At 60.8% G+C, this 24,424-nt stretch carries 25 protein-coding genes; 14 read left to right on the top strand and 11 right to left on the bottom strand.

Going from position 1 to position 24,424, the window contains the following annotated elements; all coding sequences use genetic code 11:
• Window position 1: 1 nt before the first annotated feature.
• The 3 genes from ABOK31_RS12700 to ABOK31_RS12690 all read right to left on the bottom strand — a co-directional run bounded on the left by ABOK31_RS12700 (window position 2) and on the right by ABOK31_RS12690 (window position 3,931).
• On the bottom strand, window positions 2–643 hold the full coding sequence (locus ABOK31_RS12700; RefSeq protein ID WP_349956271.1) for an aminotransferase class IV family protein: 642 nt from the start codon (window positions 641–643) through the stop codon (window positions 2–4).
• Window positions 628–1,788 (bottom strand): aminodeoxychorismate synthase component I, encoded by a 1,161-nt coding sequence (locus ABOK31_RS12695; protein WP_349956270.1) that lies wholly within the window; start codon window positions 1,786–1,788, stop codon window positions 628–630. The genes ABOK31_RS12700 and ABOK31_RS12695 overlap by 16 nt, the downstream gene beginning before the upstream one ends.
• 277 nt (window positions 1,789–2,065) lie before the next feature.
• Window positions 2,066–3,931, bottom strand: coding sequence for a M3 family oligoendopeptidase (locus ABOK31_RS12690; protein ID WP_349956269.1), 1,866 nt, complete (start codon window positions 3,929–3,931; stop codon window positions 2,066–2,068).
• A 220-nt stretch (window positions 3,932–4,151) separates the two neighbouring features.
• On the opposite strand from ABOK31_RS12690, the gene ABOK31_RS12685 reads away from it, so the two are divergent.
• The 5 genes from ABOK31_RS12685 to ABOK31_RS12665 all read left to right on the top strand — a co-directional run bounded on the left by ABOK31_RS12685 (window position 4,152) and on the right by ABOK31_RS12665 (window position 10,440).
• On the top strand, window positions 4,152–5,732 hold the full coding sequence (locus ABOK31_RS12685) for a sigma-54 dependent transcriptional regulator (RefSeq protein ID WP_349956268.1): 1,581 nt from the start codon (window positions 4,152–4,154) through the stop codon (window positions 5,730–5,732).
• 175 nt (window positions 5,733–5,907) lie between these two features.
• A complete protein-coding gene (locus ABOK31_RS12680; protein WP_349956267.1) occupies window positions 5,908–7,857 on the top strand; it encodes a DUF882 domain-containing protein in 1,950 nt (649 codons plus the stop codon).
• 285 nt (window positions 7,858–8,142) lie between these two features.
• On the top strand, window positions 8,143–8,760 hold the full coding sequence (locus tag ABOK31_RS12675) for a hypothetical protein (RefSeq protein WP_349956266.1): 618 nt from the start codon (window positions 8,143–8,145) through the stop codon (window positions 8,758–8,760).
• Between the two features lie 289 nt (window positions 8,761–9,049).
• Window positions 9,050–9,727 (top strand): glycosyltransferase family 25 protein, encoded by a 678-nt coding sequence (locus ABOK31_RS12670; protein ID WP_234910320.1) that lies wholly within the window; start codon window positions 9,050–9,052, stop codon window positions 9,725–9,727.
• An 11-nt stretch (window positions 9,728–9,738) separates the two neighbouring features.
• The gene (locus ABOK31_RS12665) at window positions 9,739–10,440 is read left to right on the top strand and encodes a polysaccharide deacetylase family protein (RefSeq protein ID WP_349956265.1); all 702 of its coding nucleotides are present in this window, start codon (window positions 9,739–9,741) and stop codon (window positions 10,438–10,440) included.
• A gap of 17 nt (window positions 10,441–10,457) precedes the next feature.
• Here ABOK31_RS12665 and copC read toward each other — a convergent pair whose 3' ends face one another.
• Together copC and ABOK31_RS12655 are read right to left on the bottom strand one after the other, a co-directional pair.
• Window positions 10,458–10,826 (bottom strand): copper homeostasis periplasmic binding protein CopC, encoded by a 369-nt coding sequence (gene copC / locus ABOK31_RS12660; RefSeq protein WP_349956264.1) that lies wholly within the window; start codon window positions 10,824–10,826, stop codon window positions 10,458–10,460.
• Window positions 10,827–10,864: 38 nt separating this feature from the next.
• Window positions 10,865–11,128 carry a hypothetical protein gene (locus ABOK31_RS12655; protein ID WP_174176817.1) on the bottom strand — a complete coding sequence of 88 codons (264 nt, stop codon included), beginning with the start codon at window positions 11,126–11,128 and terminating at the stop codon, window positions 10,865–10,867.
• A gap of 137 nt (window positions 11,129–11,265) precedes the next feature.
• Here ABOK31_RS12655 and ABOK31_RS12650 point away from each other — a divergent pair, with 137 nt between their 5' ends.
• From ABOK31_RS12650 to ABOK31_RS12630, 5 genes are all read left to right on the top strand, one after another.
• Complete coding sequence (locus ABOK31_RS12650; RefSeq protein ID WP_349956263.1) at window positions 11,266–11,682, top strand: hypothetical protein; 417 nt, start codon at window positions 11,266–11,268, stop codon at window positions 11,680–11,682.
• A 329-nt stretch (window positions 11,683–12,011) separates the two neighbouring features.
• Window positions 12,012–13,274, top strand: coding sequence for an NAD(P)/FAD-dependent oxidoreductase (locus ABOK31_RS12645; RefSeq protein WP_349956262.1), 1,263 nt, complete (start codon window positions 12,012–12,014; stop codon window positions 13,272–13,274).
• Window positions 13,275–13,465: 191 nt separating this feature from the next.
• Window positions 13,466–14,563, top strand: a complete 1,098-nt coding sequence (locus ABOK31_RS12640) for a branched-chain amino acid aminotransferase (RefSeq protein ID WP_349956261.1) — start codon at window positions 13,466–13,468, stop codon at window positions 14,561–14,563.
• Between the two features lie 101 nt (window positions 14,564–14,664).
• Window positions 14,665–15,588 (top strand): NAD(P)-dependent oxidoreductase, encoded by a 924-nt coding sequence (locus ABOK31_RS12635; protein WP_350019258.1) that lies wholly within the window; start codon window positions 14,665–14,667, stop codon window positions 15,586–15,588.
• 99 nt (window positions 15,589–15,687) lie between these two features.
• Window positions 15,688–16,737 (top strand): nitronate monooxygenase, encoded by a 1,050-nt coding sequence (locus ABOK31_RS12630; protein ID WP_349956259.1) that lies wholly within the window; start codon window positions 15,688–15,690, stop codon window positions 16,735–16,737.
• A 71-nt stretch (window positions 16,738–16,808) separates the two neighbouring features.
• On the opposite strand, the gene ABOK31_RS12625 is transcribed toward ABOK31_RS12630, so the two are convergent.
• From ABOK31_RS12625 to ABOK31_RS12615, 3 genes are all read right to left on the bottom strand, one after another.
• The gene (locus ABOK31_RS12625) at window positions 16,809–17,060 is read right to left on the bottom strand and encodes a DUF2312 domain-containing protein (RefSeq protein ID WP_015341059.1); all 252 of its coding nucleotides are present in this window, start codon (window positions 17,058–17,060) and stop codon (window positions 16,809–16,811) included.
• 172 nt (window positions 17,061–17,232) lie between these two features.
• On the bottom strand, window positions 17,233–17,538 hold the full coding sequence (locus ABOK31_RS12620; protein ID WP_349956258.1) for a DUF1244 domain-containing protein: 306 nt from the start codon (window positions 17,536–17,538) through the stop codon (window positions 17,233–17,235).
• 27 nt (window positions 17,539–17,565) lie between these two features.
• On the bottom strand, window positions 17,566–18,360 hold the full coding sequence (locus ABOK31_RS12615) for an N-formylglutamate amidohydrolase (protein ID WP_349956257.1): 795 nt from the start codon (window positions 18,358–18,360) through the stop codon (window positions 17,566–17,568).
• A 204-nt stretch (window positions 18,361–18,564) separates the two neighbouring features.
• Between ABOK31_RS12615 and ABOK31_RS12610 the strand changes: the two genes are divergently transcribed.
• The 4 genes from ABOK31_RS12610 (at window position 18,565) to ABOK31_RS12595 (ending at window position 22,305) form a co-directional block, all read left to right on the top strand.
• Window positions 18,565–19,053 carry a DUF1036 domain-containing protein gene (locus ABOK31_RS12610; RefSeq protein WP_174176794.1) on the top strand — a complete coding sequence of 163 codons (489 nt, stop codon included), beginning with the start codon at window positions 18,565–18,567 and terminating at the stop codon, window positions 19,051–19,053.
• Window positions 19,053–20,492, top strand: a complete 1,440-nt coding sequence (gene pyk, locus ABOK31_RS12605; protein WP_174176793.1) for a pyruvate kinase — start codon at window positions 19,053–19,055, stop codon at window positions 20,490–20,492. Before ABOK31_RS12610 ends, pyk begins: the two co-directional genes overlap by 1 nt.
• Before the next feature lie 127 nt (window positions 20,493–20,619).
• Window positions 20,620–21,501 (top strand): NAD(P)-dependent oxidoreductase, encoded by an 882-nt coding sequence (locus ABOK31_RS12600; protein ID WP_349956256.1) that lies wholly within the window; start codon window positions 20,620–20,622, stop codon window positions 21,499–21,501.
• A gap of 168 nt (window positions 21,502–21,669) precedes the next feature.
• Window positions 21,670–22,305, top strand: a complete 636-nt coding sequence (locus ABOK31_RS12595; RefSeq protein ID WP_349956255.1) for a LysE family translocator — start codon at window positions 21,670–21,672, stop codon at window positions 22,303–22,305.
• Between the two features lie 83 nt (window positions 22,306–22,388).
• On the opposite strand, the gene ABOK31_RS12590 is transcribed toward ABOK31_RS12595, so the two are convergent.
• From ABOK31_RS12590 to ABOK31_RS12580, 3 genes are all read right to left on the bottom strand, one after another.
• Window positions 22,389–23,360, bottom strand: coding sequence for a threonine/serine dehydratase (locus tag ABOK31_RS12590; RefSeq protein ID WP_349956254.1), 972 nt, complete (start codon window positions 23,358–23,360; stop codon window positions 22,389–22,391).
• A gap of 89 nt (window positions 23,361–23,449) precedes the next feature.
• Entirely contained in the window at window positions 23,450–24,022 is a 573-nt protein-coding gene (locus ABOK31_RS12585) for a DUF4865 family protein (protein WP_349956253.1), read from the bottom strand.
• Window positions 24,023–24,025: 3 nt separating this feature from the next.
• Window positions 24,026–24,421 (bottom strand): cupin domain-containing protein, encoded by a 396-nt coding sequence (locus ABOK31_RS12580; RefSeq protein ID WP_349956252.1) that lies wholly within the window; start codon window positions 24,419–24,421, stop codon window positions 24,026–24,028.
• Window positions 24,422–24,424 lie beyond the last annotated feature (3 nt).

Here is a 24,424-nt window from a genome sequence, read left to right as displayed (position 1 = left end):
ATCAATTCCATAGAAGTTGTGCACGGATCAGGCCACGCAGGGAGTTTCCAACGTAAAGGGTGCGATCTTTCAGGTCGTCGAGCTGGATGCGACCGACACGGGCCTTGCGCTGACAGATGAGTTCGGTGCGCAGGACGCCGGCGAGGAGACCGGAGGATATCGGCGGGGTGCGTAAGGTGTCTGGATCATCCTCAAGGAAGATTGAGGTGATCGTCCCCTCGCACACCTCATTCTTCTCATTGAGCAGCAGCACTTCATCCGCTTCATCGGGCCGATACTCCGCGCGGGCCGCTTCATAGACCGTGCGGCGCGTAGTCTTGACGCGCAGCAGCTTGTCGGCGGAATCGAGCCGGGTTGTGGCAATGCGCACGCGCCAGACGGTGTCGGGCAGCAGCGGGACAAACGGTGTCGTCGTCACTTCGGTCTGCCCGTCGCGATCCAGTGTCAGCCGGACCCTTAACGGTACGCCAGCACCGGCGACCGCCTGTTCCAGGTTTCCGAGCACGTTCCTGGGAGCAGAAAAGCCGAGGCGGCGGGCGGAGCGCTGCAGCCGGGCGAGATGCAGGCGCAGGCGGATGAAGCCGGTTTCCGGCTCGTAGCGCAGCGTCTCGATCAGGGAAAAATCCTCTACCGGTCGATCCATCGGTCCCCCACGGCGAAGCGCGCCTTGAGGAGGCATTCCTCATATTCCGCTTCCGCCGTCGAATCGAAGACGATGCCTCCGCCGACATTGAACACTGCGCGGCCGTCTTCGAAAAGCGAGATCGTGCGGATCGCCACCGAAAAACGCATGGCGCCTGTGGGCGAGATCATGCCGATCGCGCCGCAATAGGCATCGCGGGGGCCGTCTTCGAGGTCATGCAGGATTTCCATCGCCCGCATTTTCGGCGCGCCGGTGATCGAGCCGCAGGGGAAGAGCGCGGCAAGGATGCCGCGGATCGATATATCAGGCAGCAGCTTGGCCTGCACATGGCTGACCATCTGGTGCAGGGTAGGGTAGGTCTCGATTTCGAAGAGCTTGGGGACGTCCAGCGTGCCGACTTGCGTGATGCGCGAGATATCGTTGCGCAGCAGGTCGACGATCATGCGGTTTTCGGCCTGCGTCTTCTCATCGGCGAGCATGGCGGCGACGATCGCGTCGTCCTCCGCGGCATTTGCGCCGCGCTTGGCTGTGCCCTTCATCGGATGCGTCTCGATCCAGCCGTTCTTGTCCGTGCGGAAGAAAAGCTCCGGCGAGCGTGACAGGATGATAGGACCGCCGAGATCGACGAGCGCGCCGTATTTGACGGGTTGCCGCTCGATCAGCGACCAGAAGGCGGCGCGGGGATCGCCGTTCCAGCGCGCATGGATCGGCATGGTGAGATTTGCCTGATAGCAATCGCCCAGGCGTAGATGCTGATGCAGCCTGTCGAAGCGCTCCCGATAGGTCTCGAAATCCCAGGTAGCTTTCGGCTCCGTCAGGAACTCCTGGTTTTCCTGCCGCTGTGCGGGCTGAGCAAGCGGATGGTCATCCGCCGCCGGGGCGTCGAAAACGCCGAAGCAAAGCAGGGGCGTTTCCCTGTTTTCCTCGGCGAAGGGCGCGAGTTTTTCCTCGAAGAGATGGCCGGCCTCATAGGCGATGTAGCCGGCAAGCCACTTTCCCTGCCGCCTGGCGTCTTCCATTCGATCGAGGGCATCGAAGAATTGCTCGCGCGTATGGGCGATGATGATCTCGGCCGGTTCGGCAAAGATCATCACCTGTGCGGTGCTGTCGTCCCTGAAGAGGACGTAGGGTATGGCGTCGGCCATGCGCGGATTTCGATCCAGTGTTTCGTTCAGTCGATCCCAGGCATGATTGCAGGTGCCGTTACGCTTGGCCCCTCACCCTTGCCCTCTCCCCGCTCGTGGGGAGAGGGAACCGATCCGGCGTTTACCGCACCATTCTTGCCCAAATGATGCAAATATTGCTGCCGTATCTCCCTCTCCCCACATTGGCGGGGAGAGGGTCGGGGTGAGGGGTCATGCGCGAGGATGCAGCGATGGCAGACGTGCCTGACCTGCCACTCCTGCGAGCAAGCGAGAGATCTCAGTCCTTATCTAAATCTAACGCTTCCAGCTCGTCGATCAGCCCTTCGATCATCGACAAACCCTTGCTCCAGAACGACGGATCGGTGGCGTCGAGGCCGAAAGGCTTCAGGAGTTCGGAATGATGCTTGGTGCCGCCGGCCTTCAGGAGCTCGAAATACTTCTCCTGGAAGCCCTTCTCGGCGTTGCGGTAGACGGCATAGAGCGAGTTCACCAGGCAATCGCCGAAGGCATAGGCGTAAACGTAGAAGGGCGAGTGGATGAAATGGGGGATATAGGCCCAATAGGTCTCGTAACCCTCGGAGATCTTGATCGCCGGGCCTAAGCTTTCCTCCTGCACGGAGAGCCACAGCTCGCCGATATTGTCCGATGTCAGTTCACCATTCTTGCGGGCGGTGTGCACCTTGCGCTCGAATTCGTAGAAGGCGATCTGGCGCACGACCGTGTTGATCATGTCCTCGACCTTCTGGGCGAGCATCGCCTTGCGTTCGCGCTTGTCCGTGGTCTTGTCGAGCAGCGCGCGGAAGGTCAGCATTTCGCCGAAGACGGATGCGGTCTCGGCAAGAGTCAAAGGTGTCTGGCACATCAGCGCGCCCTGGCCGCCGGCCAGTACCTGATGCACGCCATGGCCGAGTTCATGGGCCAGCGTCATGACATCGCGCGGCTTGCCCATATAGTTGACCAGCACATAAGGATGGGCTGACGGCACGGTCGGATGCGCAAAGGCCCCCGGCGCCTTGCCGGGACGCACCGGCGCGTCGATCCATTCCTCGTCGAAGAAGCGCTTGGCGATCGCAGCCATCTCCGGCGCGAAATTGCCGTAGGCCGAAAGAACCGTGTCTTTCGCATCGGTCCAGGGGATCAGCGCATTGGGCGTTTCCGGCAGCGGCGCATTGCGGTCCCAGAAGTTCATCTGGTCCATGCCGAGCCACTTGGCCTTCATCTTATAATAGCGATGCGACAGGCGCGGATAGGCGTCGCGCACAGCGGCTGCGAGTGCATCCACCACCTCGCGCTCAACGCGGTTGGCCAGATGCCTCGAATCGGCGATGTCCTCGAAGCCGCGCCAGCGGTCAGCGATTTCCTTGTCCTTGGCGAGCGTATTGGTGATCAGCGTGAAGGTGCGCAGATTGGCCTTGAAGGTTTCGGCAAGTGCCATGGCCGCCTTGCGGCGTGCTTCCGGATCCTGTTCCTGCAGCATGTTCAAGGCGACTTCCAGCGGCTGCTTCTCGCCGTCGATCTCGAAGCGCAGCTCCGCCATCGTCTCGTCGAACAGCCGGTTGAAGGCAGCGGCGCTGGTCATCGACTTCTCCAGGAACAGCTGCTCGAGCTTGTCGTCGAGCTGATGCGGCTTGTCCTTGCGCAGGTCGACGATCCAGGGGCGATAGTGGCCGGCGGTGGCGTCGTTCGCCATGCAGGCATCCATCACAGCGTCGTCGATGCGGTTCAGTTCCAGCGGGAAAAACAGCAGATGTGCGGCATAGTCGGTCAGCTTTGCCTGAACGTCGCCATAGAGCTTGCCGTTGGCGGGATCGATGGTGTTGGAAAAATAGGTGAGCCCGGCATACGAGCCGAGGCGCCCCATGATATCGTCAAGCGCCTCATACTCCTTGATGGCTGCGCCGATGCCGGCGTCGCCCGTTTTGGCCGCTGCATCGGTAAGCTTGCCCTTCCACTTTTCCTCGAAGGCAATGGCCATCTTGCCGGCCTTTTCCATATCGCCGATGAATTCGGGGGACGTGGAGGAAGGATAGAGATCGCTTAGCTTCCAGGCCGGCAGGTCTCCAAGTGCCTGGCCGGTCGCCTGGCCCGCTGAGAATTTAATGGCCGAGAAATTAATGAGGGAGTGGAGCGAGGTCGGGCTCATGGGCGAAATTTCCTCTGCTTTTATTTTTCGGATCGTCCGATCCGTTCGTGTCTATTCGGCTGGAAAGCCTGCTGCAAGGCCTGATTTTCCTGCACCGAAGGTTGAATCATGGACGGCGTTACATTCGTCACAATGATTAAAATGCGAGGTTTTGGCAAAACTTCATGTTCAAGCCTTTCTGCGAATGTCCGTGTCAGGTTTCGCATGAAGTGAGGCACCAATGACCGTTTACAATAGCGCCAAGGGGGGCGCGCAGATTCTCGTTGTTGAGGATGATCCGATTCAACGCCGTCTGCTTAAGAATGCCATCGAGCGGCACGGACACGTTGCCCATTTGGCAGAAAATGGCCGTCTCGGCCTTGAGTTCCTGAAGCGTGGCAACGATCAGATCAACGTGATCGTACTTGATCTCATGATGCCGGAAATGAACGGCATCGAGTTCCTGGGCGCGCTGAACGATATGGGCATCGACCTGCCCGTGATCGTGCAGACGGGGCAGGGCGGTATCGATACCGTGGTGCAAGCGATGCGCGCCGGCGCCTTCGATTTCGTCGTCAAGCCCGTATCGCCGGAGCGTATCGCGGCATCGATCGCCAATGCTCTGAAGCTCGACCAGCGCGAGGCAAAGGCCCGCGCCGGACGCAAGTCGCGCTCGAGCAGCATCACCTTCGACGACATCGTCTCGGCAAGCCCGGCAATGATGCGCGTGATCGATCTCGCCCATCGCGCCGCGCAATCGAACATTCCGGTGGTGCTGGAAGGCGAGTCGGGCGTCGGCAAGGAACTGGTGGCCCGCGCCATCCAGGCCGCAAGCGACCGCGCCGGCAAGCCGTTCGTCACCGTCAACTGTGGTGCGATCCCGCACAATCTCGTCGAAAGCATCCTTTTCGGTCATGAGAAGGGCGCGTTCACCGGTGCGGCCGAGCGTCATGTCGGCAAATTCATGGAGGCCGATGGCGGCACGCTGTTCCTCGACGAGATTGGCGATCTGCCGCTGGAAGTCCAGGTCAAGCTGCTGCGCGCCGTGCAGCAGGGCGAGATCGAGACCGTCGGTGCGCGCGTCGCACAGAAGGTCAATGTCCGGCTGATTTCGGCCACGAACAAGGATCTGATCGAAGAGGTCAAGGCAGGGCGGTTCCGCGAGGATCTCTACTATCGCCTTAACGTTTTCCCGATCACCATGCCGGCGCTTCGTCGCCGCAAGGAAGACATCCCGCATCTGGCACGCGCTTTTGCCGACCGGTTCGCGCTGGAGCAGAAGCTCGATCACCCGCTCGGGATCAGCAACGATGCCCTTGCGCTGCTGACCGCCTACGACTGGCCGGGCAATATCCGCCAGCTCGAAAACGCTGTTTTCCGTGCGGTTGTTCTCTCCGAAGGGCCCGAGCTGCTCGACACGGATTTCCCGCAGATCGCCGCGCAACTGCCCGGCTATTTCGCTGCCGAGCATCCGACCTTGGTTGTGGATAATTCGCATGCCTCTTCGGCCGAAGTTCTCGCAGCTGAAAGAAGCGAACGGGTCGCTTACGGGGTTTCGCACGGATCGGCTGCAACCACTCCGCTTGCTTCAGTCGATGCGTCGGCGGGTGCGTCCGACAACGTCATCGTCAGCACGAACACGTCAGGCGATGTGAGGAAACTGGCGGATGTCGAGGAAGAATTGATCCGATTTGCCCTCAAATTCTATCGCGGGCAGATGAGTCAGGTCGCGAGAAAGCTCGGTATCGGCCGTTCAACCCTCTATCGGAAGTTGAAAGACTACGGCATAGACCCGGATGATCCGCAAAAAAGTGCTGCATGAAGGAAAGCTTAACGTTTAGGCAAGCATATTTTGTTACCCGTCGTAAAGCACTTGTTAGTGCATCGTTCACCATGTATGAAGGGGTCGATCATGTGTGGCATTTTTGCCATCGTGTCACCGCAATTGACAGCCATTTGGAACACGATGCGACATTGTCTGTCGGACGGGGATCGAATTGCCGAATTTGAGTGCAAATACCAAGCCTAATAGCTTGAGCTGGCATTCTGCGTGCTCTAACCTATTTAGCAAGGTGGCCAAGGTCGTAGCCGTTGGCCTCCTTGCTTTGGCCGTTTCTACCCCTGTTTTCGTTGGCACTCCCTCGCAGGCTGGCGGTGAAACCCGCAGCCTGAAGATCTATTATGTCCACACCGGCGAAAAGGCCGTCATCACTTACAAGCGCAATGGCAAGTTCGATCCGGACGGCCTGGAGAAGCTGAATCGCATCCTGCGCGACTGGCGCAAGAATCAGCCGACCAAGATGAATCCGCGCCTGTTCGACCTGATCTGGGAAGTCTACCGCGAAAGCGGTTCACATGAATTCATCTACGTGATCTGCGGTTTCCGTTCGCCAGGCACCAACGAGATGCTGCGCACGCGCAACGCCCATACCGGCGTTGCCAAGAAGAGCCAGCATATGCTCGGCAACGCGATGGACTTCTATATTCCCGACGTCAAGCTCACCAAGCTGCGCGAAATCGGCATGAAGCTGCAGGTCGGCGGCGTCGGCTATTATCCGACCTCGGGATCGCCCTTCGTGCATATGGACGTCGGTGGTGTGCGCGCATGGCCGCGCATGGATCGCCAGGACCTCGTCCGCCTCTTCCCGGATGGCAAGACGATGCATATTCCGGCCGACGGCAAGCCGTTGCCTGGCTACCAGCAGGCGGTTGCCGATTATAAGCGCCGCATGTCGTCCGACGATATCCAGATCGCCAGTTCCTCTTCGCCGCGCCGCGGTTTCTTCGCTCGCCTGTTTGGTGGCGGCGGCGGTGCGGATGAGGAAGAGGACAATGCGGATACCGGAACGACGGCGGCACCGGTGGCTGTCGCCTCGGCTGCCCGCAAGGGTCAGCCGGCTCCGGTTGCCAGTGATGATGGTGACGATGGCGCCGCTCCGGCCCCAGCCCCGGCCCAGGTTCAGGTCGCCAGCGTAAACGCGCCTGTTCCGCAGGTTCGCCCGGCATTTGGCAATCAGCCTGCCGGCAGCGATGTGGCTTCCGCTCTCGTCTCGCCGTCTCGTAACGCTGCTCAGGATGCGCTTGCCGCCGCCATGCCGGATACGGGCGATCAGCCGCAATATGCCGATCTTCGCTCCTATCATGTGCCCGTACCATCCTTGCTTGATCGGCGTTCGCCTGGTGATGCGGAAGTGGCATCGGCCGAAGCTGACATGAAAGGCCAGCTGGCAGCCGTTCCGGTGCCGGCGCAGCGTCCGGAACTGGCGGAAAGCCTCCTGGCATCAGCCGATGCCGATCAGGAGGCTGCCGACGACCAGGCTGATGCAGGCGCACTTTCGCCTTCGGTCATTGCGGCTCTGGAGCAAAGCCGTCCCGATCGATCGGATGCCAATAGTGCGGTTCCGGTGGCACAGCCGTCAAACAACGTCGCGTCGAAGGATCAGCTGGCGCCCGCAAGCAACGGTAATGACGCGGCGCAGGCAATCGCCGCCGTTCTGCCGCAGCAGAGACCGGCTCAGCAAATGCCGATGCAAGTGGCCGCGCTCGCGCCGATCCGCAGCGAAGTTAAAGCCAGTAACCGTCGCTTCAACGACGGCTTCGAGCCGACAACGCCGCAGGAACGTCCGATTGCCGCTGGTATTGCGACCAAGGGCGGCCGGCCAAACAAACAGGATGCCGTCGATGCCGATTCAGGCCGAGCAACTGTGACGACTGCGCCGACGCTGACGGAGAAGATGATCTCGCAATGGGCGATCGCAAAGGCCCGGGTCGAGATTGTGAACCGCCCGGTCAAGGCACCGCGCTTCGTGAGCCCGACGCTCCGTGCCCAGCCGACTGCCGTTTACACGGATGGTTTCAAGGTGCAGACGGCATCGATCGATCCCGAACGCTTCAGCGGTTCGGCAGTGAATTTCCTTCAGGTGAAGAAGTTCAATTCGGTCGAATAGGCCAGATATAAACATCAGTATAGCTTCGGGGAGCCCGTTTGGGCTCCTTTTTTGATTCGGCAAGTTCTACTCGTTTGCGATCGAAATCGGGTTTGCGCGGCCTAGAGGCTGCGTGCAAATTTGAGCTGAAGCGCGGTTTTCAGGCACTGCTGTTGCTTGCAAGTGACATTGTGACGGCTTTCAGGTTCGTGTCAGGATTTATGCATCCTTCCCTGATCCGTCATTCAGTTTGGCTTCATTTGGCTCCATTAGGTCGGCGATTTCAGACCTGATGGATATTCATATTTGACCCGTAAGACGGCAATCATCATTGGCAATGGCGAGCTGCAGCGCGACCTCTCGGAGGTCGTGGACAATGCAGAATTTGCAATGCGTTTCAACGAGCCGAAGGCCTCGATCGGCATGAGCGGTTCACGCACCGATATTCTTATGCTTGCAGCTTCCAGCAAGCCGATGCAGCGCCGATTGACGGACCCGACCTTCCTGACCAGTGCGACGTTCACGGCAGCCAAAGAGGTCGTGCTTGCCTATCATCCCGACATTATCCGCAAATATCACCCCAAGCCCAATCTTCTCTCGCGCCTGAAAGGCAGACGAAGCGATTGGACCATGCGGACGATCGAATTGGTCGGTGCTGCCGGCAAGGAAATCCGCATCATGCCGCCGCAGTTCTACATCGAGGGCTGCAGGGAACTCGGCGTAACCCAATGCCGGATGCACCAGCTCTTCCCGAGTACCGGCTTCTTCGGCATCCGATATGTGCTGTCACGATTGCCCGCCGACGAATGGAACGTGAAGCTGTGCGGTTTCAGCTGGGAAGGGTGGAAACGCCATGCCTGGCTGGATGAACGCCGTTGGGTTGAAGACAAAATGGCGAGCGGCCGCATCAGCGTGCTCGTTTAGCCTTCTTTCAGTTGTTCAGACCAGTTGAAAACAACCATTTTCAGTTTCGCCTCAGGTTTGCCTAAGCTCGCTTTCATTCAGGATTGCTAGAGCCTCGCGAAATATGACCTCGAGGTATCCATTCATGCAAGCCCACGAATTCAACCCGTCTTCGGCGATGCCGCTCGAAAGATCTCATACGGGATTCGAGTTCGCTCCTGCGTCCAATCCGGTCGGTGTTGTTCGGGACACGCCGGACCAGCCTGTCATTCGCGGCTTCATCATCCATCTGGCTCGCGCCCGTGATCGCATGCCACAGGTCGAAAGGCTTGCTGCGAAGCTTCCGGTGCAAAGCGAGATTATCGACGCAGTCGATGGCCGCACTCTGAGTGCCGCCGAGATCGACAGCGTCTACCGTCCTCGGCTGCAGAAGCCGTATTATCCGTTTGCCATGAGCATGGGCGAGATCGCCTGCTTTCTGTCGCATCGCAAGGCTTGGGCTGCCATCGTCGAGCAGGATATCGACGCAGGTCTCATCTTCGAGGACGATGTCGAGATCGACGATGCGTTCCATGCGGCTTTTGCTGCCGCGAAGGCCTGTCTGAAGCCGGGCTCTTTCATTCGCTTTCCATTTCGTATGGGCAAGGAGCATGGCAGATGTGTTCTTTCCCAGGGAGAGACTAATGTCATTCAGCCGACACGGATCGGTCTCGGCATGGTAGCCCAGCTCGTCAGCCGCGATGCCGCCATCCGTCTGCTGGAAGCGACCTCCGTCTTCGACAGGCCTGTCGATACCACTGTGCAGATGAGCTGGTTTACCCGCGTATCTCCGCTCTCGGTCCTGCCGGGCGGCGTGCGTGAGATTTCTCCCCAGCTCGGCGGCAGCACGATCAAAAGCCACAAGACGCTGGTTGAGAGGCTCTCCAGAGAGGTGTTGCGGCCGCTCTATCGTGCGAAGATCGCACTTCGCTCGCGCCGCATCATCTGAGACGATCCATCGTGGCTGTTCCGATCCTCGCATATCATCAGATTGCGGCGCCGCCGTCGCGCAAGGCGCCGTTCAGAAGCATGGTCGTCCATCCCGAAGCGTTCCGTCGTCAGATGGAATGGCTGAAGAAGCTTGGAATTCAGGGCGTATCGCTGCGTGAGGCAATGCCTTACATCCGGGGCGAGAAGACCGGTAAAGTCGCTGCCATCACCTTCGATGACAGCTACGCCAATGTTTATGAGAATGCCTTGCCCGTGCTGCAGGAATTCGGCTTCACCGCCACGAATTTCGTTGTGGCAAACCAGATCGGCGGCGGTAATGTCTGGGATGCCCCCCTTGGCGTGGCGCATGCGTCTTGCATGTCGGTCGAACAGCTGAAGGCTTGGCACAGCCTGGGGCATGAGGTGGGGTCGCATACGCTTGACCACGTTCGCCTGCCGCAACTACCCATGGAAGAGGCGCGCCGTCAGATCACGCATTCGCGCGAGCTGCTCGAAGATTTGCTTGATGAGGGCGTTTCGTCCTTCTGCTTTCCCTATGGCGACGAAACGCCACTCGATCGCGTGCTTGCCTATGAAGCCGGTTACAGCGCCGCGACGACGACACGCCGCGGTCGGGCACGGCCGGGCGACGATCCGTTCGGCCTGCCGCGTGCGACCATCCGGCGCAACGACAGCTGGCTGCATTTCGTCAAGAAGTGCGTCGTCGGATAGCCGGCCAGCCCTTGTGATCAGGGTGCGACCGTAAAGCTGTAGCTGCCGTTGGTCTTGTGGCCGTCGTTGGAAAGCACCCGCCATTTGACGGTGTATTTGCCAGGCGCGAGCTTGTCGCTCACAGGTATTGTCAGCGTTTTGTCGCTGTCCGCCAGTGTGGCGCTACCAGTCTTGATCGTCTTCTTCTCCGGTCCGATGACCGTCGCGCCGCTGAATTTCAGATTGAGGCTTTCGGTGAAGCTGAGATCGAGCACCGAAGGTGCCTGCTTGACGATGCTATCGGCGGCAGGCGTGGAAGTTTTCAGGTGAGCGTGTGCAACGGCCTGACCTGCAAGAGCGATAGTCATCGTGGCTGTGGCAAGAAGCAGCGTCTTCATCCGAGGCATTTTCGTTTCCCTTTCAGCTTTGTCGGCTGCGACTGCAGTTATGGCTGCTTTTTCGACGCGGGATCGGCAGCCGGGTGACCATTGCCGTCGCTGAGTGTGAAGGGGCCACCGACGTGATTCTGTACCGTCGCCGCCGACGGCATGAGCGTCCAGGTGAAATAGGCGATCAGACCGCAGACACCCAGCAGGAAGACGGTGAGAATCGCCGGAATCGACCACTCCTTTGTAAACATCGGCGTTTGCCGACGAGACTTGAAAGAGGCGCGGCGTCCGGCCGCCGTCTTATTGAGTTGCGTCGGCATGGTCGCCTCCAAGGCTGTGCGTCTCTGTCGGAACAAGGGTGTGGACATCGGTCGTCTCGGCGGGGTGGGGGCCGAAGGCTGCGCGATGGCATATCAATCGGATCATGATCAGTTTCCTTGGGAGAGTTCTGCGCCTCGTGGCAGATGCTGCCCGCGAGGCATTTTATGGCAAGGTGCTTGCCCGCGTGACGGGGAGGGGAAACCGCCGTCGACAGGAAGGCTGCCGGCCAGGCGACTGCGGCATCGGCCGCAGCACAGGCTCAGGCAAGCGTTTGGAAGGCTGGCGGGGCGCGTGGTCCGCAATTAGGCGGATGGAGCTGCCGACGGTATGTCGCGGTTTCGGGTTCGACCATATCCTGGCGCACAAGCGCAAGATGGTCGCACACTTCAGCCGGTGGGTGGGGCAGGAGCGCTGCGGCAGAAATCCGGCAGGCCTCGCAGCCCACCATATGGGTCTTGCCGTGCTGCTTGCCGTCAGCCGTCTTTTCGGTGGTGCAGATGATGGGCAGGCTTCCATCCGGCAAGCGGTACTGCGCAAGTTCCAGCGGAGGTAGTTCGGCGGCGCTGGCAACAGCCGGATGATGCGCAAAACCGATCGACATCAACGCGACCGCGCATAAAATACGCATCAGTCCTTGCGTTGTTGCGAAGATCCGCTTCTGCACGATCTTTCCTCACTATCTGCCTGGCTGAAGCACGTACGACATTCGCCGTTTCAGCTCAATGCGGCAATTTGGTATCCCGGCCGCTGCGCCCGTTTACAGGCCGCGCCGAGGTCGGCTACAGATGGTCGCAGGGGTTCGCGTCGGCGGATTGGCGAGCCTCATATCACCAAGTCGTGCGGCTGGATTATTCTCCGGCGTTTGCGCGAAAAGGAATTGGAATGCCCATCGAATCCTGGAGAGGCGGCGAGGTCGACGTTGCCGTGATCGGTGCTGGAGCGGCAGGAGTGAGCGCTGCCCGGCAGCTGCAATCGCTTCGGCCGGATCTCTCGATCGTCCTGCTCGAAGCGTCCGATCGGGTCGGCGGGCGCGCCCGCTCGATCCATCCGTTCGGGACCGATGCGGCTGCGCTCGATCTCGGCTGTGGCTGGCTGCATGGCGCGCGTACTAACGCCTGGACCGGGATTGCCGGGGAAGTGGGCCTGATCGTCGATCGCACGCCCGCCCCCTGGAGCGACGGTGGCCATCGGCTGGAGCAAAACGATCCGGGCGCAATGGCCGCAGGCGCTGCCATCAACGACTTTTTCGAGCGTGTCGATGACTACGAGGGCGATGAAGACGCGGATCTTTCGACCATGCTGTCTCCCGACGATCCGTGGAGTGAAAGGATTTACGCCGTCGGCGCCTTCATGACCGGAGGAGAGCTCGACAAGTCCTCGGTGATCGATCTCGGCCGCTACGATCCCGGGCCCGGTCCCGACTGGCGCGTGCGACAGGGCTACGGCACTTTGGTTGCGACCTACGGCTTGCCGGTGCCGACCGTTCTCGGAGCCGAGGTCAGCCGCATCGACCACAGCGGCGCCGATCATATCGTTGTTTCGACGAGCAAGGGTGAGCTGCGGGCAAAGGCCGTCATTGTCACAGTTTCCACCAATGTGCTTGCGGCCGAACGCATCGCCTTCTGGCCGCCCTTGCCGGAGAAAATCGACGCAGCAGCGCGCCTGCCGCTCGGCCTGGCAAACAAGCTTTTCCTTCGCGTTGCCGAACCGGCGATGTTTCCGGACGATACGCATGTGATGGGATCGCAGCACAGCCGGCGTACGGGTGCCTATCAGTTGAAGCCATTCGGCATGCCGGTCATCGAAGCCTATTTCGCTGCCGATCTTGCGCTCGATCTGGAGCGGCAGGGCATCGATGCGATGTTTGATTTTTCGGTGGAGCAGCTGAAGCGCACCTTCGGCGCCGATGTGGGCAGGAAACTGTCGCCCTTGGCTGCGTCAGCCTGGGCGGGAGAGCCTTTCTTCGGCGGCTCCTATTCCTATGCGACGCCCGGTGCTTCCGATCTCCGCGGCGTCCTGGCCGCTCCCCGCGACGGGCGCTTGTTCTTTGCCGGAGAAGCCTGCTCGAGGGCGCGCTATTCTACCGCGCACGGCGCCTATGAAACCGGCGCTGCGGCCGCCGAAGCCATTGCGAAAGTGCTCTGATGGCAGCCCGATGAGACCGATAGTCGGCTTCCAGGCGAGAAATAGCGATTCGCCTCATAATTTTATGCAAATCGCTCTTAAACTTGCGTGAGAACAGGCGTAAACGCAATCAAATACCACCCGATTTGATTTACACCATCCTTCGGGAGATGGGCGGCGAAAGCCGTGACAAAAGAAGCATTGGAGGAGCCATGAGCAACGGCGAAACATTAACCTTCGACATCCAGAAAAACCCCAATCCCGCGACGGCAAGCGAGCGGGAAGCGCTGCTGCAGAACCCGGGCTTCGGCCGCATCTTCACCGACCACATGGTGACGATCCGCTATTCGCAGGATCGCGGTTGGCACAGCCCCAAGATCGAGCCGCGCAAGGCGCTTGCTCTCGATCCGGCTACTGTCGTGCTTCACTATGCCCAGGAAATCTTCGAGGGCATGAAGGCCTATCATCTGCCCGACGGCGGGGCGGCCCTTTTCCGCCCCAGCGCCAATGCGCGCCGTTTCCACAATTCGGCCGAGCGGCTGGCGATGCCAACCCTGCCTGAGAATATGTTCGTCGAGTCGGTTCGCGAGCTGGTCAAGATCGATCGCGAATGGATTCCGACCGCCGAGGGTTCATCGCTCTATCTGCGGCCATTCATGATCGGTACGGAAGTCGCACTCGGCACGAGGCCTGCGACCGATTACGTCTTCTGTGTCATCGCCTCTCCCGTTGCTTCCTTCTTCAAGGGCGGTGGGTCGGCCGTTACGCTTTGGCTTTCCGAGAACTACACGCGTGCGGCTCCCGGTGGCACTGGTGCTGCCAAGTGCGGCGGCAATTATGCCGCAAGCCTTTCCGCGCTTGCCGAAGGCCAGCGTGAAGGTTGCGATCAGGTCGTCTTCCTCGATGCGGTCGAAAAGCGCTGGATCGAAGAGCTTGGCGGCATGAACATCTTCTTCGTCTTCAAGGATGGCTCACTCCAGACACCGCCGCTGACGGGCACGATCCTGCCGGGCATCACCCGCGACTCGCTGATCAAGCTCGGGCGCGACATGGGCCTGACCGTTCGCGAAGAGCCCTATTCGATCGAGCAATGGCGGGCCGATGCCGAGAGCGGGCGCCTTAGCGAAGCCTTTGCTTGCGGCACGGCAGCTGTCGTGACGCCGATCGGCAAGCTGAAGGGCCACAAACACGGCTTCACCATCGGTAATGGTGAAGCTGGTCCTACGACCCTTCGCTTGAAGGCCGCGCTGACCGACATCCAGTTTGGCCGTGCGCCGGACAAGAATGATTGGCTGGACCGCCTGTTCTAAACGGACCATGACCCGATATCCGGCGAGAGAGGCATGTGAGCTCTCCCGCCGGCTCTGACACGAGAGATCGCATAGTCACCCGAACTATCGGAGTTGTTATGATGACCAACGTCAGCGAACGTCCCGGCGCCGCGCCGGGCGAGGAGATCGGCTTTGTCGGTCTCGGCGTCATGGGCCAGCCGATGGCCCTCAATCTGGCGAAGGCCGGCACGAGGCTCGTGGTCTGGAACCGCTCGCCCGCCGCCGGCGACCCGCTGCGCGAGGCAGGCGCGACTGTTGCGGTAAGCGTCGAGGACGTGTTCGAGCGCGCCCGCATCGTCATCCTCATGCTTGTCAACGAAATGGTGTTGGACGAGGTGCTTCGGCGCGGGACACCGGACTTTGCCAAGCTGGTCTCCGGCCACATCGTCGTGTCGATGGGCTCCAATCCACCTGACTATTCGCGTGGGCTTGCCGCCGATATTCTCGCTGCCGGTGGACGCTATGTGGAAGCCCCGGTTTCTGGCTCGCGGAAGCCTGCCGAGATGGGGCAGCTTGTGGCCTTGCTTGGCGGCGATCCGGAGGCGGTTTCCGAGGTGCGGCCGTTGCTTGCGCCCATGTGCCGCGAAACGATCCTGTGCGGCCCGGTCGGCAATGCGCTATTGATGAAGCTGACCGTCAATCTCTATCTTTGCACGATGCTGGCGGGGCTTGCCGAAGCGGCGCATTTTGCCGAGAGCAATGGGCTCGATCTCAAGACGTTCCAGGCTGCGATCGATTCCGGTCCCATGGCCAGCGATCTGACGCGCGTGAAAATTCCGAAGCTTATCGCACAGGATTTTTCAGTGCAGGCGGCAACGGCTGATGCCTTCAACAGCACGAAACTGATTGCCGAGGCGGCCCGCGCCGCGAATATGGCGTCGCCGGTTCTCGATCTCTGCAGCGCTCTCTATGGGGAAAGCGTCGAACTCGGCAATGGCCGGCTAGACATGGTGTCGGTCGTCAAGGCGATCGAGGTCCGCACCGCGGCGCTCAGACGGAACTGATGGAAGTATAAATTTCCCCAAGCTTATGCTTGGGAAGCAGCCGTGCGGCACCTATGTTGCATGAAGACCTGAACAGACTTTCCTGAAAGGAAAACGGACATGTCTGCCCCTACGGACAGCAATCTTTTTCAGCAGCTTGGTCTGAAGCATCCCTTGATCGTCGCGCCGATGGCCGGCGGCCCCTCGTCGGCGGAACTCGTGGCGGCGACATCGGCGGCAGGCGCGCTCGGCGCAATGGGCGGCGCCTATTACAACGCCGCGGCCATCGAAGCCTTTGCAGCTCAGGTGCGGCAGCGAACCGACAAGCCGTTTTCGATCAATCTCTTCATTCCGCATTCGATCCCGGAGGTCGCCGCCGATCGGGTTGAGCAAGCGGCGGAGGCGACCGCGCGGTACCGCCAGGAATTGGAACTGGCTTCGCCGCAGCTTGCTCCTCCCTATGAAGAGGATTTCGATACGCAGTTCGAGGCCGCTCTGCGCCTCAAGCCGGCCTGCCTCAGCTTCGTCTTCGGCCTGTTGCCAGCCGATCATGTACGAGAGGCGAAGAAGGCCGGCATTCCGCTGATCGGCACGGCGACGACGCTCGAGGAGGCGAGGGCGCTGGAAGGGAGCGGCATGGATGCGGTCGTGCTGCAAGGCTTCGAAGCCGGCGGTCATCGCGGCATTTTCGATGCCAGGGCGGCAGATCCGGAAATCGGCCTTCGCGATTTGCTTGATCAATGTGTCGGTATCATTCGGGTGCCGCTGATCGCGGCTGGCGGCATCATGACCACAGGCGATATCCGGGCGGCACTTCAGGCCGGCGCACAGGCCGTCCAGATGGGCACGGCTTTCCTTGCTTGCTCTGAAGCCGGGACATCGGCGCCTTATCGCAAAAAGCTGCTTGAGACGCCGGACCGTAATACGCGGACGACGCGCGCCTTTTCGGGCCGCTTCGCACGCGGCATCGAGAACCGTTTCATGGATGAGATGGATGGAAAGCCGGACGCCATTCTTCCCTTTCCGGCGCAGAACAAGTTCACCCGGGACATGCGCGGCGCATCGACGGCGAAGGGATCGCCGGATTTCCTGTCTCTCTGGTCGGGAACCGGCAAGGGCGAACTCTGGCAGGGCAGTGCTGCCGAATTGATCGCTCGCCTTTTCGCCTGATCATGCGCTCAAAAAGAAAGGAGCCGGCAAGCCGGCTCCCGATCATCTCGCAAGGCCGATGAGAGCCTTGATTATTCCATGCCGAGTGCGGCCATATAGGTCTGCAGGATGGATTCTTCTTCCAGGCGTTCGTTCGCGTCCTTCTTGCGAAGGCGGATGATGGTGCGGATCGCCTTGGTGTCGTAGCCACGGCCCTTGGCTTCGCCCATGACGTCCTTGATGTCGCTTCCAATCGCGGCCTTTTCTTCTTCGAGGCGCTCGATGCGCTCGATGAATTGACGGAGTTCCGCCGCGGCCACGTTCTCGACGCTGTTCTCTTCCATGCACTTCTCCTAAAGGGTCTTAAAGGGGTCGCTTGCAGCCCGTCGCAGATGAGATCGGCCAGTCACCGATACGGCACATCGCTTCCTGGCTTGCGCGGTATTTCGAATTCGATCGGGCAGTTGACGTGCCGCGAATGGCGCGCAAGGTCAAGCCGAATTGGTGAAGGGAGCGTTAATCTTTCGGCTTGTTCTGCTCGAAAGCGGCTTTTTGCACAGGCGAGGCTTCTTTCTGATGCAGGTTTTTCCAATCCTCGTAGGGCATGCCGTAGATCATTTCGCGGGACTCGTCCTTGCTGACAGGCAGGCCAGCCTCTTCGGCCGCTTCGCGATACCAGTTGGAGAGGCAGTTGCGACAGAAGCCGGCGAGATTCATCAGGTCGATGTTCTGAACGTCGCTGCGTTCGCGCAGATGCGCGACGAGGCGTCGGAACGCGGCGGCTTCAAGTTCGGTCTCTTGTTCCCGGGTGAGCGTGGTCATCTCTTTCTCCTTAATTCGCTTTTCGGCTCACGCCTCATAAGGGCCGGTGCGCGAAGGATATCGCTTATATTCATGCAGCGCCGGATCGGCATTGATCTCGGCGAAGATCGGTGCCAGCCGGTCGGCCCATTCGACAATGCCGGCCTCATCACCGATCAGATCCTGCCGGACCTCCAGCAGCGCGTGCGGGATGCCCTTCATCATGCAATGGCGGAACATCGTGTCGTTGCGCAGGGCGCCGTCATAGGGCTCGTTGTCTCCGATAACCAGATCGGGATCGGCGCCGAGCTTTGCAAGAAGCGGCACGACGGCACGTTCGTCGCTGTCCCAGAGCACGCTCGCGTGCCAGGGGCGGGGTACACCCTTCCACGCCGGCGTGAAGGAGTGCATCGAGAAGATCAGCGGTGCCTTGCCCGTCGCCGCGGCGACCGCGGAAATCGTCTCGTCGACTGCCCTATGATAGGGCCGGTGGAAGGCTTCGATACGGCGGTTCCATTCTTCATCCGTGATCGGGTGATTGCCCGGTATGATCGCGCCGTCCGAGATCTTCATGATGAGCGTCGGGTCGTCTTCGCCGCGGTTCGGGTCGATCAGCAGGCGGGAGAAGCCGCCGAGTACGCCCGGTACGCCCAGCCGGGCGCAGAGATGGCGGCAGAGACTTTCGATGCCGATGTCATAGGCGATATGGCGGGAAAACGCGGCCTCCGGCAGACCTAAGCTGCCATAGCGTGCGGGCAGGTGCCGCATGGCGTGGTCGCCGAGAATGACCATGCCTTTGTCACGATTGCCGGGTATGAATTCAAACGGTCTGAAATCGATCATGCGGATTGTCGGTTATTGAAATTTTCAACTCTTTGTTTGATTGCATGTGCGGATGGAAGGTGCAAGGTTCGCAACTTCGATCGGATGACGAACGGCGCATGGTGCCGTCAGCATCCCGTGAAGAAAATATAATCGATTAGAGTTGCGTTGACATTCATGGGATGGCGGCGCAAGAAGACGCAACAACGAATAACCGGGAGCCAATTGGAAGCCGTGTCCAGCCAAGTCGCGCCACGTTTCGTTAAGCGGTCAGGCCCGCTCGCCCGAATCGCCTTCCTCATCCTCGCTGCAGCAGCGCCGTTCTTCTTCATGCCGAATGCGGCTCATGCCGATTTCCGAACGTGCAACGGCACGCAGAATCTCGTCGGTGTGGCGGTCGGTTATCGCGGAAAGGACGGCTGGGTGACGGAGGGCTGGTGGCAGATTCCGGCCAATACCTGCGCCACTTTGATCGAGGGACCGCTTCAATCCCGCTATTATTACCTCTACGCAGAAGATGCGGCCCGCGGCGGCCGCTGGACGGGCGACGTCGAAATGTGCGTGGCGGAAAATGAATTCAAAATCCCAGGTGTCAAAGACTGCTACGCTCGTGGCTATCAGAAGATGGGATTCAAGGAATACGACACCGGGCGCCAGGCGAGCTGGATGGTTCAGCTTTCCGAGCCCTCGGGCAGCCAAGAAAGCCAGAATTGATGAGACGCAACAGAAAAGTCAAAATCCTCGCAACGCTCGGTCCCGCTTCCTCTTCGGAGGAAATGATCCAGAAGCTCCATGAGGCCGGGGCGGACCTGTTCCGCATCAATATGAGCCATGCCAGCCATGACGTGATGCGCACGCTGATCCAGCGCATTCGCGCCGTCGAAGCTCGCTGTGGTCGTCCGATCGGCATTCTCGCCGACTTGCAGGGTCCCAAGCTGCGTGTCGGCAAGTTTGCTGAAACCAAGGTCGATTTGAAGCCCGGCCAGACTTTCACGCTCGACAATCAGGATATCCCCGGCGACAACACGCGCGTTTTCCTGCCGCATCCGGAGATCCTGGAATCGGTTCAGCCTGGCCATCGCCTGCTGATCGATGATGGCAAGCTGGCGCTGCGTGCCGAAAAGTGCGACGGCAAGAGCATCGTCACAACAGTCATTTCCGGCACGAAGATTTCCGACCGCAAGGGTGTCAGCCTGCCCGATACGCTGCTCGGCGTCGGTGCGCTGACCGACAAGGATCGCGTCGACCTCGATGCCGTTCTCGCCACCAACGAAGTCGACTGGGTCGCGCTCTCCTTTATCCAGCGCCCGGAAGACCTGACGGAAGTTCGCAAGATTTCGCACGGCCGCGTCGGCCTGATGTCGAAGATCGAAAAGCCGCAGGCTGTCGAGCGCATCGAGGAAATCATCGAGCTTTCCGACGCGCTGATGGTGGCCCGTGGCGACCTCGGCGTGGAAATGCCGCTGGAAGCGGTTCCCGGCATCCAGAAGCAGCTGATCCGTGCCTGCCGCCGTTCCGGTAAGCCGGTGGTCGTCGCCACGCAGATGCTGGAATCGATGATCTCCGCGCCGGTTCCGACCCGCGCAGAAGTCTCCGACGTCGCGACCGCCGTCTTCGAAGGCGCCGATGCCGTCATGCTCTCCGCAGAATCCGCATCCGGCGACTATCCGGTTGAGGCCGTTTCCATGATGGCCTCGATCGCCGGCACGATCGAGCGCGAGCCGCACTATCCGGGCATCATCTATGCTCAGCGCGCTTTGCCTGAGGCAACTGGCGCCGACGCGATTTCGCTCGCCGCCCGCCAGATCGCCGAGACGCTGAAGCTTGCCGCCATCGTCTGCTACACCTCTTCCGGCACCACCGGTCTGCGCGCCTCGCGCGAGCGTCCGCAGGTTCCGATCCTGGCGCTGTCGCCGATCATCCAGACGGCGCGCCGTCTGTCCGTCGTCTGGGGCATGCACTGTGTCGTCACGCACGATGCGACCGATCTTGACGATATGGTCAACAATGCCTGCCGCATCGTTGCCGAGGAAGGCTTCGGCAAGCCGGGCGATCGCATCATCATTTCGGCAGGCGTTCCGCTCGGTACGCCGGGCGCCACCAATATGCTGCGCATTGCCTATATCGGTTCGGACGGCCAGTCTGGCGTGTGATTGCCGACATCTGACTGCGGCAGCACCCTGAAATATCCGAAACCCGCTGTCGAAAGACGGCGGGTTTTTTCTTGAAGCGAAGCGCCTGCGATCCCCCAAGCAGGCGGATTGAGAAGGAGATATGCCAATGAAAGTCGGATTTATCGGATTGGGCCAGATGGGCAGCGCCATGGCCGTCAATCTCATCAAGGCAGGACATGAAGTGACCGTCTACAATCGCTCGCGTGACAAGGCGGAAGCCTTGGCCGGCGAGGGCGCGAAGGTTGCCGCAACGGTGGCGGACGCTTGCGGCGGCGAGGCCGTCTTCACCATGCTCGCCCATGACGATGCGCTGTCGGCGGTCGTGCATGGCGATGGCGGCGTTCTCGACAGCCTCGGCAAGGGTGCGCTTCATATCTCGGCAAGCACGATCAGCGTCGCCATGTCCGAAAGGTTGACGCGGGAACATGCCGCGTCAGGTCAGCTTTTCGTTGCCGCACCCGTCTTTGGCCGTCCGGAAGCTGCGGTTGCGGCGAAGCTCTTTGTTGCCGCGGCAGGTGCGCCCGATGCCATCCGGTTGGTTATGCCGCTCTTCGACGCCATCGGTCAGCGAACCTTCGTGCTCGGGGAGGAGCCGAAGTCCGCCAATCTCGTCAAGCTCAGCGGCAATTTTCTTATTGCTTCGGTGATCGAGTCGCTTGGCGAGGCGATGGCGCTGGTCGAGAAGGGTGGTGTCGACCGCCATGCCTATCTCGATCTCTTGACCTCGACACTGTTCAACGCGCCTGTCTACAAGACCTATGGTGGGTTGATCGCGGGCCGCAAGTTCCAGCCGGCGGGCTTTACCGCGCCGCTCGGCCAGAAGGACATTCGGCTCGCGCTGGCTGCCGGCGAGGCGCTGAACGTACCGTTGCCGCTGGCGAGCCTGCTGCGGGATCGGTTCCTCAACCTGATGGCGCATGGCGGCGAAGAGCTGGATTGGTCGGCGATTGGCGCGCTGGCGGCCAAGGATGCGGGGCTGGAGGGGTAGCGCGGGGGCTGTGGTGTAATTATCGCCGATCAAGCTGATGGAGAGTGCGCGCCCCTCTGTCGCTGTCGCGACAGAGGGGGGTATCAGAGGTGCGGCAGACTGGAAGAAAGCCCCCTTGCTAACCACCGCCCCACATGCAACCTTCCTCCCTTCCAGAGGAGGGACCCCATGCATCTCACCACGTTGCTCGCCTTCGCCGCCGTTTCCTTCATCGGCATCGCGACGCCGGGGCCAACCGTGCTTCTGGCGCTCACCAATGGCTCGCGCTTCGGCGTCAGGCGCGCCTTGCCGGGCATGGTCGGTGCCGTTCTTTCCGATGCGGTTCTGATCAGCGCCGTCGCCATCGGTCTTGGCGCTCTGTTGGCCACCTCCGAGTTCTGGTTCTCGGCCCTGAAGTGGGTGGGTGCGGCCTATCTTGCCTTTCTCGGCATCATGATGCTGCGGTCGAAGGGAACGATTGACGGTGCCCTGCAGGCGAGCGCGAGCCAGCCGAAGGGAACAGCCTTTGCCATCGGCCTGAAGAGCTTCATGGTGGCTGTCACCAATCCCAAGGGCTATCTCTTCTTCTCGGCCTTCCTGCCGCAGTTCATCGATCCCTCGGCGCCGCAGATGCAGCAATATATCGTGCTCGGCGCGATCTTCGCCGGGCTCGATTTCATGATCATGTTCGGCTATGCGGTCTTCGGCTCGCAGGCCGTTCGTGTCTTGAAGTCGGAAGGGGCAAAATGGCTCGAGCGCGCTTGTGGCGGCGCGCTTTTGGCTCTTGCCGGGTCGCTGGCGCTCTATCGTCGCGCCGTGAATTGAGGCGAAGCGGATAATCCACTCCGCTCATCTGTTTTCGCGCAATTCCGGACGGAAAACCGCGTCACACTTTTCCTGGAATTGCTTTATTGCCGGCTCAGTGCCGCCTCGAAAACTTCCCTGTCGACATTGCCGCCTGAGGTGACGGCGATCACGGTATCGCCATCGATATCCTTGCCGTGGAAGAGTGCGGCCGCCAGCGCGACGGCACCGCCGGGCTCCACGACGATCTTCAGCCGGGTGAAGGCGAGCGCCATGGCCTTTTGTGCCTCCTCATCGGTCACGACGAGGCCTGGGCCGCAGAGGCGCTTCAGGATCGGGAAGGTAATGTTGCCCGGCTGCGGCGTGATGATGGCGTCGCAGATCGAGCCTTGCAGTGCGGCATTGCGCTCGATCTTGCCAGAGGCCAGCGAGCGGGTGGTGTCGTCGAAATTTTCCGGCTCGCACGGGCGCGCCTTGAGACCCGGAGCGCGGGATTCGAGCGCGAGAGCAATACCCGAGGTCAGGCCGCCGCCGCCGCAGGGGACGAGGACGCTTGCGGCCGTAATGCCTTCTTCGGCCGCCTGTTCGGCGATTTCCAGCCCGGTCGTTCCCTGGCCGGCGATGACTTGCGGCTCATCGAAGGGCTTGATGAGCGTCAGGCCCCGCTCGTTGGAAATACGGGCACCAATCTCATCGCGATCTTCCTTGATGCGGTCATAGAGCACGACTTCGGCGCCGAAGGCGCGGGTATTGGCGATCTTCAGCTTCGGCGCGTCCGTCGGCATGATGATGACTGAGGGGACGCCGTGCAGCTTTGCCGCTAATGCCACGCCCTGCGCGTGATTGCCGGACGAAAAGGCGATGACGCCTCTGGAGCGCACGGTCGGCTCCAGCGCCGAGACCGCAGACCAGCCGCCGCGAAACTTGAAGGAGCCGGAATGCTGCAGGCATTCGGCCTTCACGAACAGGCGGCGCCCGGCGATCTCATCGAGAAAGGGCGAGTAGAGCAGCGGTGTGCGTCGCGCCCGGCCGCCGAGGCGAGTGCGGGCGGCTTCGATCATTGCGATATCGACCATTGGGGGATCACTCTTTGGATTTAGAAAGACCTTCCATCCATAAGGCGCCCGCCTGTCCTTTAAAACAAGGAGATTGTCTCTGTGACACTTCAGGCGACGCCTGGCAGCGAGAGGTGCCCGACATTGTAGGTTTGCAGACCGGATCGGGCCGGATCTTTCGGCGGCTCGGCCAGTAGACGGAAGCGCACCAGCGTCCAGTGGGTCGGCTCGAAGGCGACAACGGAGGCGAGCGCTTCGCTGTTCGAAATTGCCTGCGCCGCTGCCTCGATCTCCTTTGCGCGGAGTTCGGCAAGCGATGTTTCGGTATCGATTGCGACCACCTCGCGCGTGGCGAATTCGGCGCGGCGAATGTCGGCTGATGTTTCCGCGTGCCAGGCGACCCACGTATTGATCTGAGGGCGGCCGAAATTCTCGGTCAGGGCGAGGAAGCCGGGGCCGCAGAGGAAGTCGCTCAAGCCCTCCTCCTGCTGCCAGACGTAGAAGGGGGAGTAGAAATTCTGCCGGCTCCCTGTGACGGCGTCGCCCTTTCTTGCCGTCAGGTACGCCTTGAACTTCAGGCCCGGGAGATTGTCGAGCAGCGGGCCTTTTTCGCGGATGCGGCGATCGATGATTGCCATGTCGTAATCCGCGGGGAGGGAGAAATTATATTGCATAGCGATCATCGGTCATTCCTCCAGCCAGGTTACGGCGCTTCCATCCTGCGCCGCCTGGATGCTGATATAGGAAAAGGCATTTTCCGGCGCAGCACCGTGCCGATGGCGCTCGTTCGGTGCGAAACTGATGCAGTCGCCGGCACGTAGTTCCTCGGCCGGGCCGCCGAAGCGTTCGGCAAGTCCGACACCGGATAGAACATAGAGAATCTGTCCATGCGGATGCCTATGCCAGCGCGTCATCACGCCGGGCTCAAGGGCACAGCGCATGGCTGTGAGGCCGCCGTTCTCGGCGTTCTCCAAGAGCGACTCCACCAGGAAAGGGGCGGTCGCGATGCCCTCGGGCGATGGCCGCATATTCGTGCCGGCGCGATGAATGGCGGGCGTTTGGGTCGATGTGGTCTGCGGCATCGC

The organism is Rhizobium sp. ZPR4 (genome assembly GCF_040215725.1).
Classification (GTDB): domain Bacteria; phylum Pseudomonadota; class Alphaproteobacteria; order Rhizobiales; family Rhizobiaceae; genus Rhizobium; species Rhizobium rhizogenes_D.
The sequence above is the reverse complement of the archived record's forward strand: the minus strand, read 5'-3'. Positions and strand labels throughout refer to the sequence as shown.

Bases quoted from the DNA above. Each gene is read 5' to 3' on its own strand.
- ABOK31_RS12690 (WP_349956269.1), bottom strand. From the start codon at position 3,931: ATGAGCCCGACCTCGCTCCACTCCCTCATTAATTTCTCGGCCATTAAA.
- ABOK31_RS12615 (WP_349956257.1), bottom strand. From the start codon at position 18,360: ATGATCGATTTCAGACCGTTTGAATTCATACCCGGCAATCGTGACAAA.
- ABOK31_RS12595 (WP_349956255.1), top strand. From the start codon at position 21,670: ATGCATCTCACCACGTTGCTCGCCTTCGCCGCCGTTTCCTTCATCGGC.
- ABOK31_RS12600 (WP_349956256.1), top strand. From the start codon at position 20,620: ATGAAAGTCGGATTTATCGGATTGGGCCAGATGGGCAGCGCCATGGCC.
- ABOK31_RS12635 (WP_350019258.1), top strand. From the start codon at position 14,665: ATGACCAACGTCAGCGAACGTCCCGGCGCCGCGCCGGGCGAGGAGATC.
- ABOK31_RS12685 (WP_349956268.1), top strand. From the start codon at position 4,152: ATGACCGTTTACAATAGCGCCAAGGGGGGCGCGCAGATTCTCGTTGTT.
- ABOK31_RS12620 (WP_349956258.1), bottom strand. From the start codon at position 17,538: ATGACCACGCTCACCCGGGAACAAGAGACCGAACTTGAAGCCGCCGCG.
- ABOK31_RS12695 (WP_349956270.1), bottom strand. From the start codon at position 1,788: ATGGCCGACGCCATACCCTACGTCCTCTTCAGGGACGACAGCACCGCA.
- pyk (WP_174176793.1), top strand. From the start codon at position 19,053: ATGAGACGCAACAGAAAAGTCAAAATCCTCGCAACGCTCGGTCCCGCT.
- ABOK31_RS12700 (WP_349956271.1), bottom strand. From the start codon at position 643: ATGGATCGACCGGTAGAGGATTTTTCCCTGATCGAGACGCTGCGCTAC.
- ABOK31_RS12645 (WP_349956262.1), top strand. From the start codon at position 12,012: ATGCCCATCGAATCCTGGAGAGGCGGCGAGGTCGACGTTGCCGTGATC.
- ABOK31_RS12590 (WP_349956254.1), bottom strand. From the start codon at position 23,360: ATGGTCGATATCGCAATGATCGAAGCCGCCCGCACTCGCCTCGGCGGC.
- ABOK31_RS12670 (WP_234910320.1), top strand. From the start codon at position 9,050: ATGCCACAGGTCGAAAGGCTTGCTGCGAAGCTTCCGGTGCAAAGCGAG.
- ABOK31_RS12580 (WP_349956252.1), bottom strand. From the start codon at position 24,421: ATGCCGCAGACCACATCGACCCAAACGCCCGCCATTCATCGCGCCGGC.
- ABOK31_RS12655 (WP_174176817.1), bottom strand. From the start codon at position 11,128: ATGCCGACGCAACTCAATAAGACGGCGGCCGGACGCCGCGCCTCTTTC.
- copC (WP_349956264.1), bottom strand. From the start codon at position 10,826: ATGCCTCGGATGAAGACGCTGCTTCTTGCCACAGCCACGATGACTATC.
- ABOK31_RS12585 (WP_349956253.1), bottom strand. From the start codon at position 24,022: ATGATCGCTATGCAATATAATTTCTCCCTCCCCGCGGATTACGACATG.
- ABOK31_RS12630 (WP_349956259.1), top strand. From the start codon at position 15,688: ATGTCTGCCCCTACGGACAGCAATCTTTTTCAGCAGCTTGGTCTGAAG.
- ABOK31_RS12625 (WP_015341059.1), bottom strand. From the start codon at position 17,060: ATGGAAGAGAACAGCGTCGAGAACGTGGCCGCGGCGGAACTCCGTCAA.
- ABOK31_RS12640 (WP_349956261.1), top strand. From the start codon at position 13,466: ATGAGCAACGGCGAAACATTAACCTTCGACATCCAGAAAAACCCCAAT.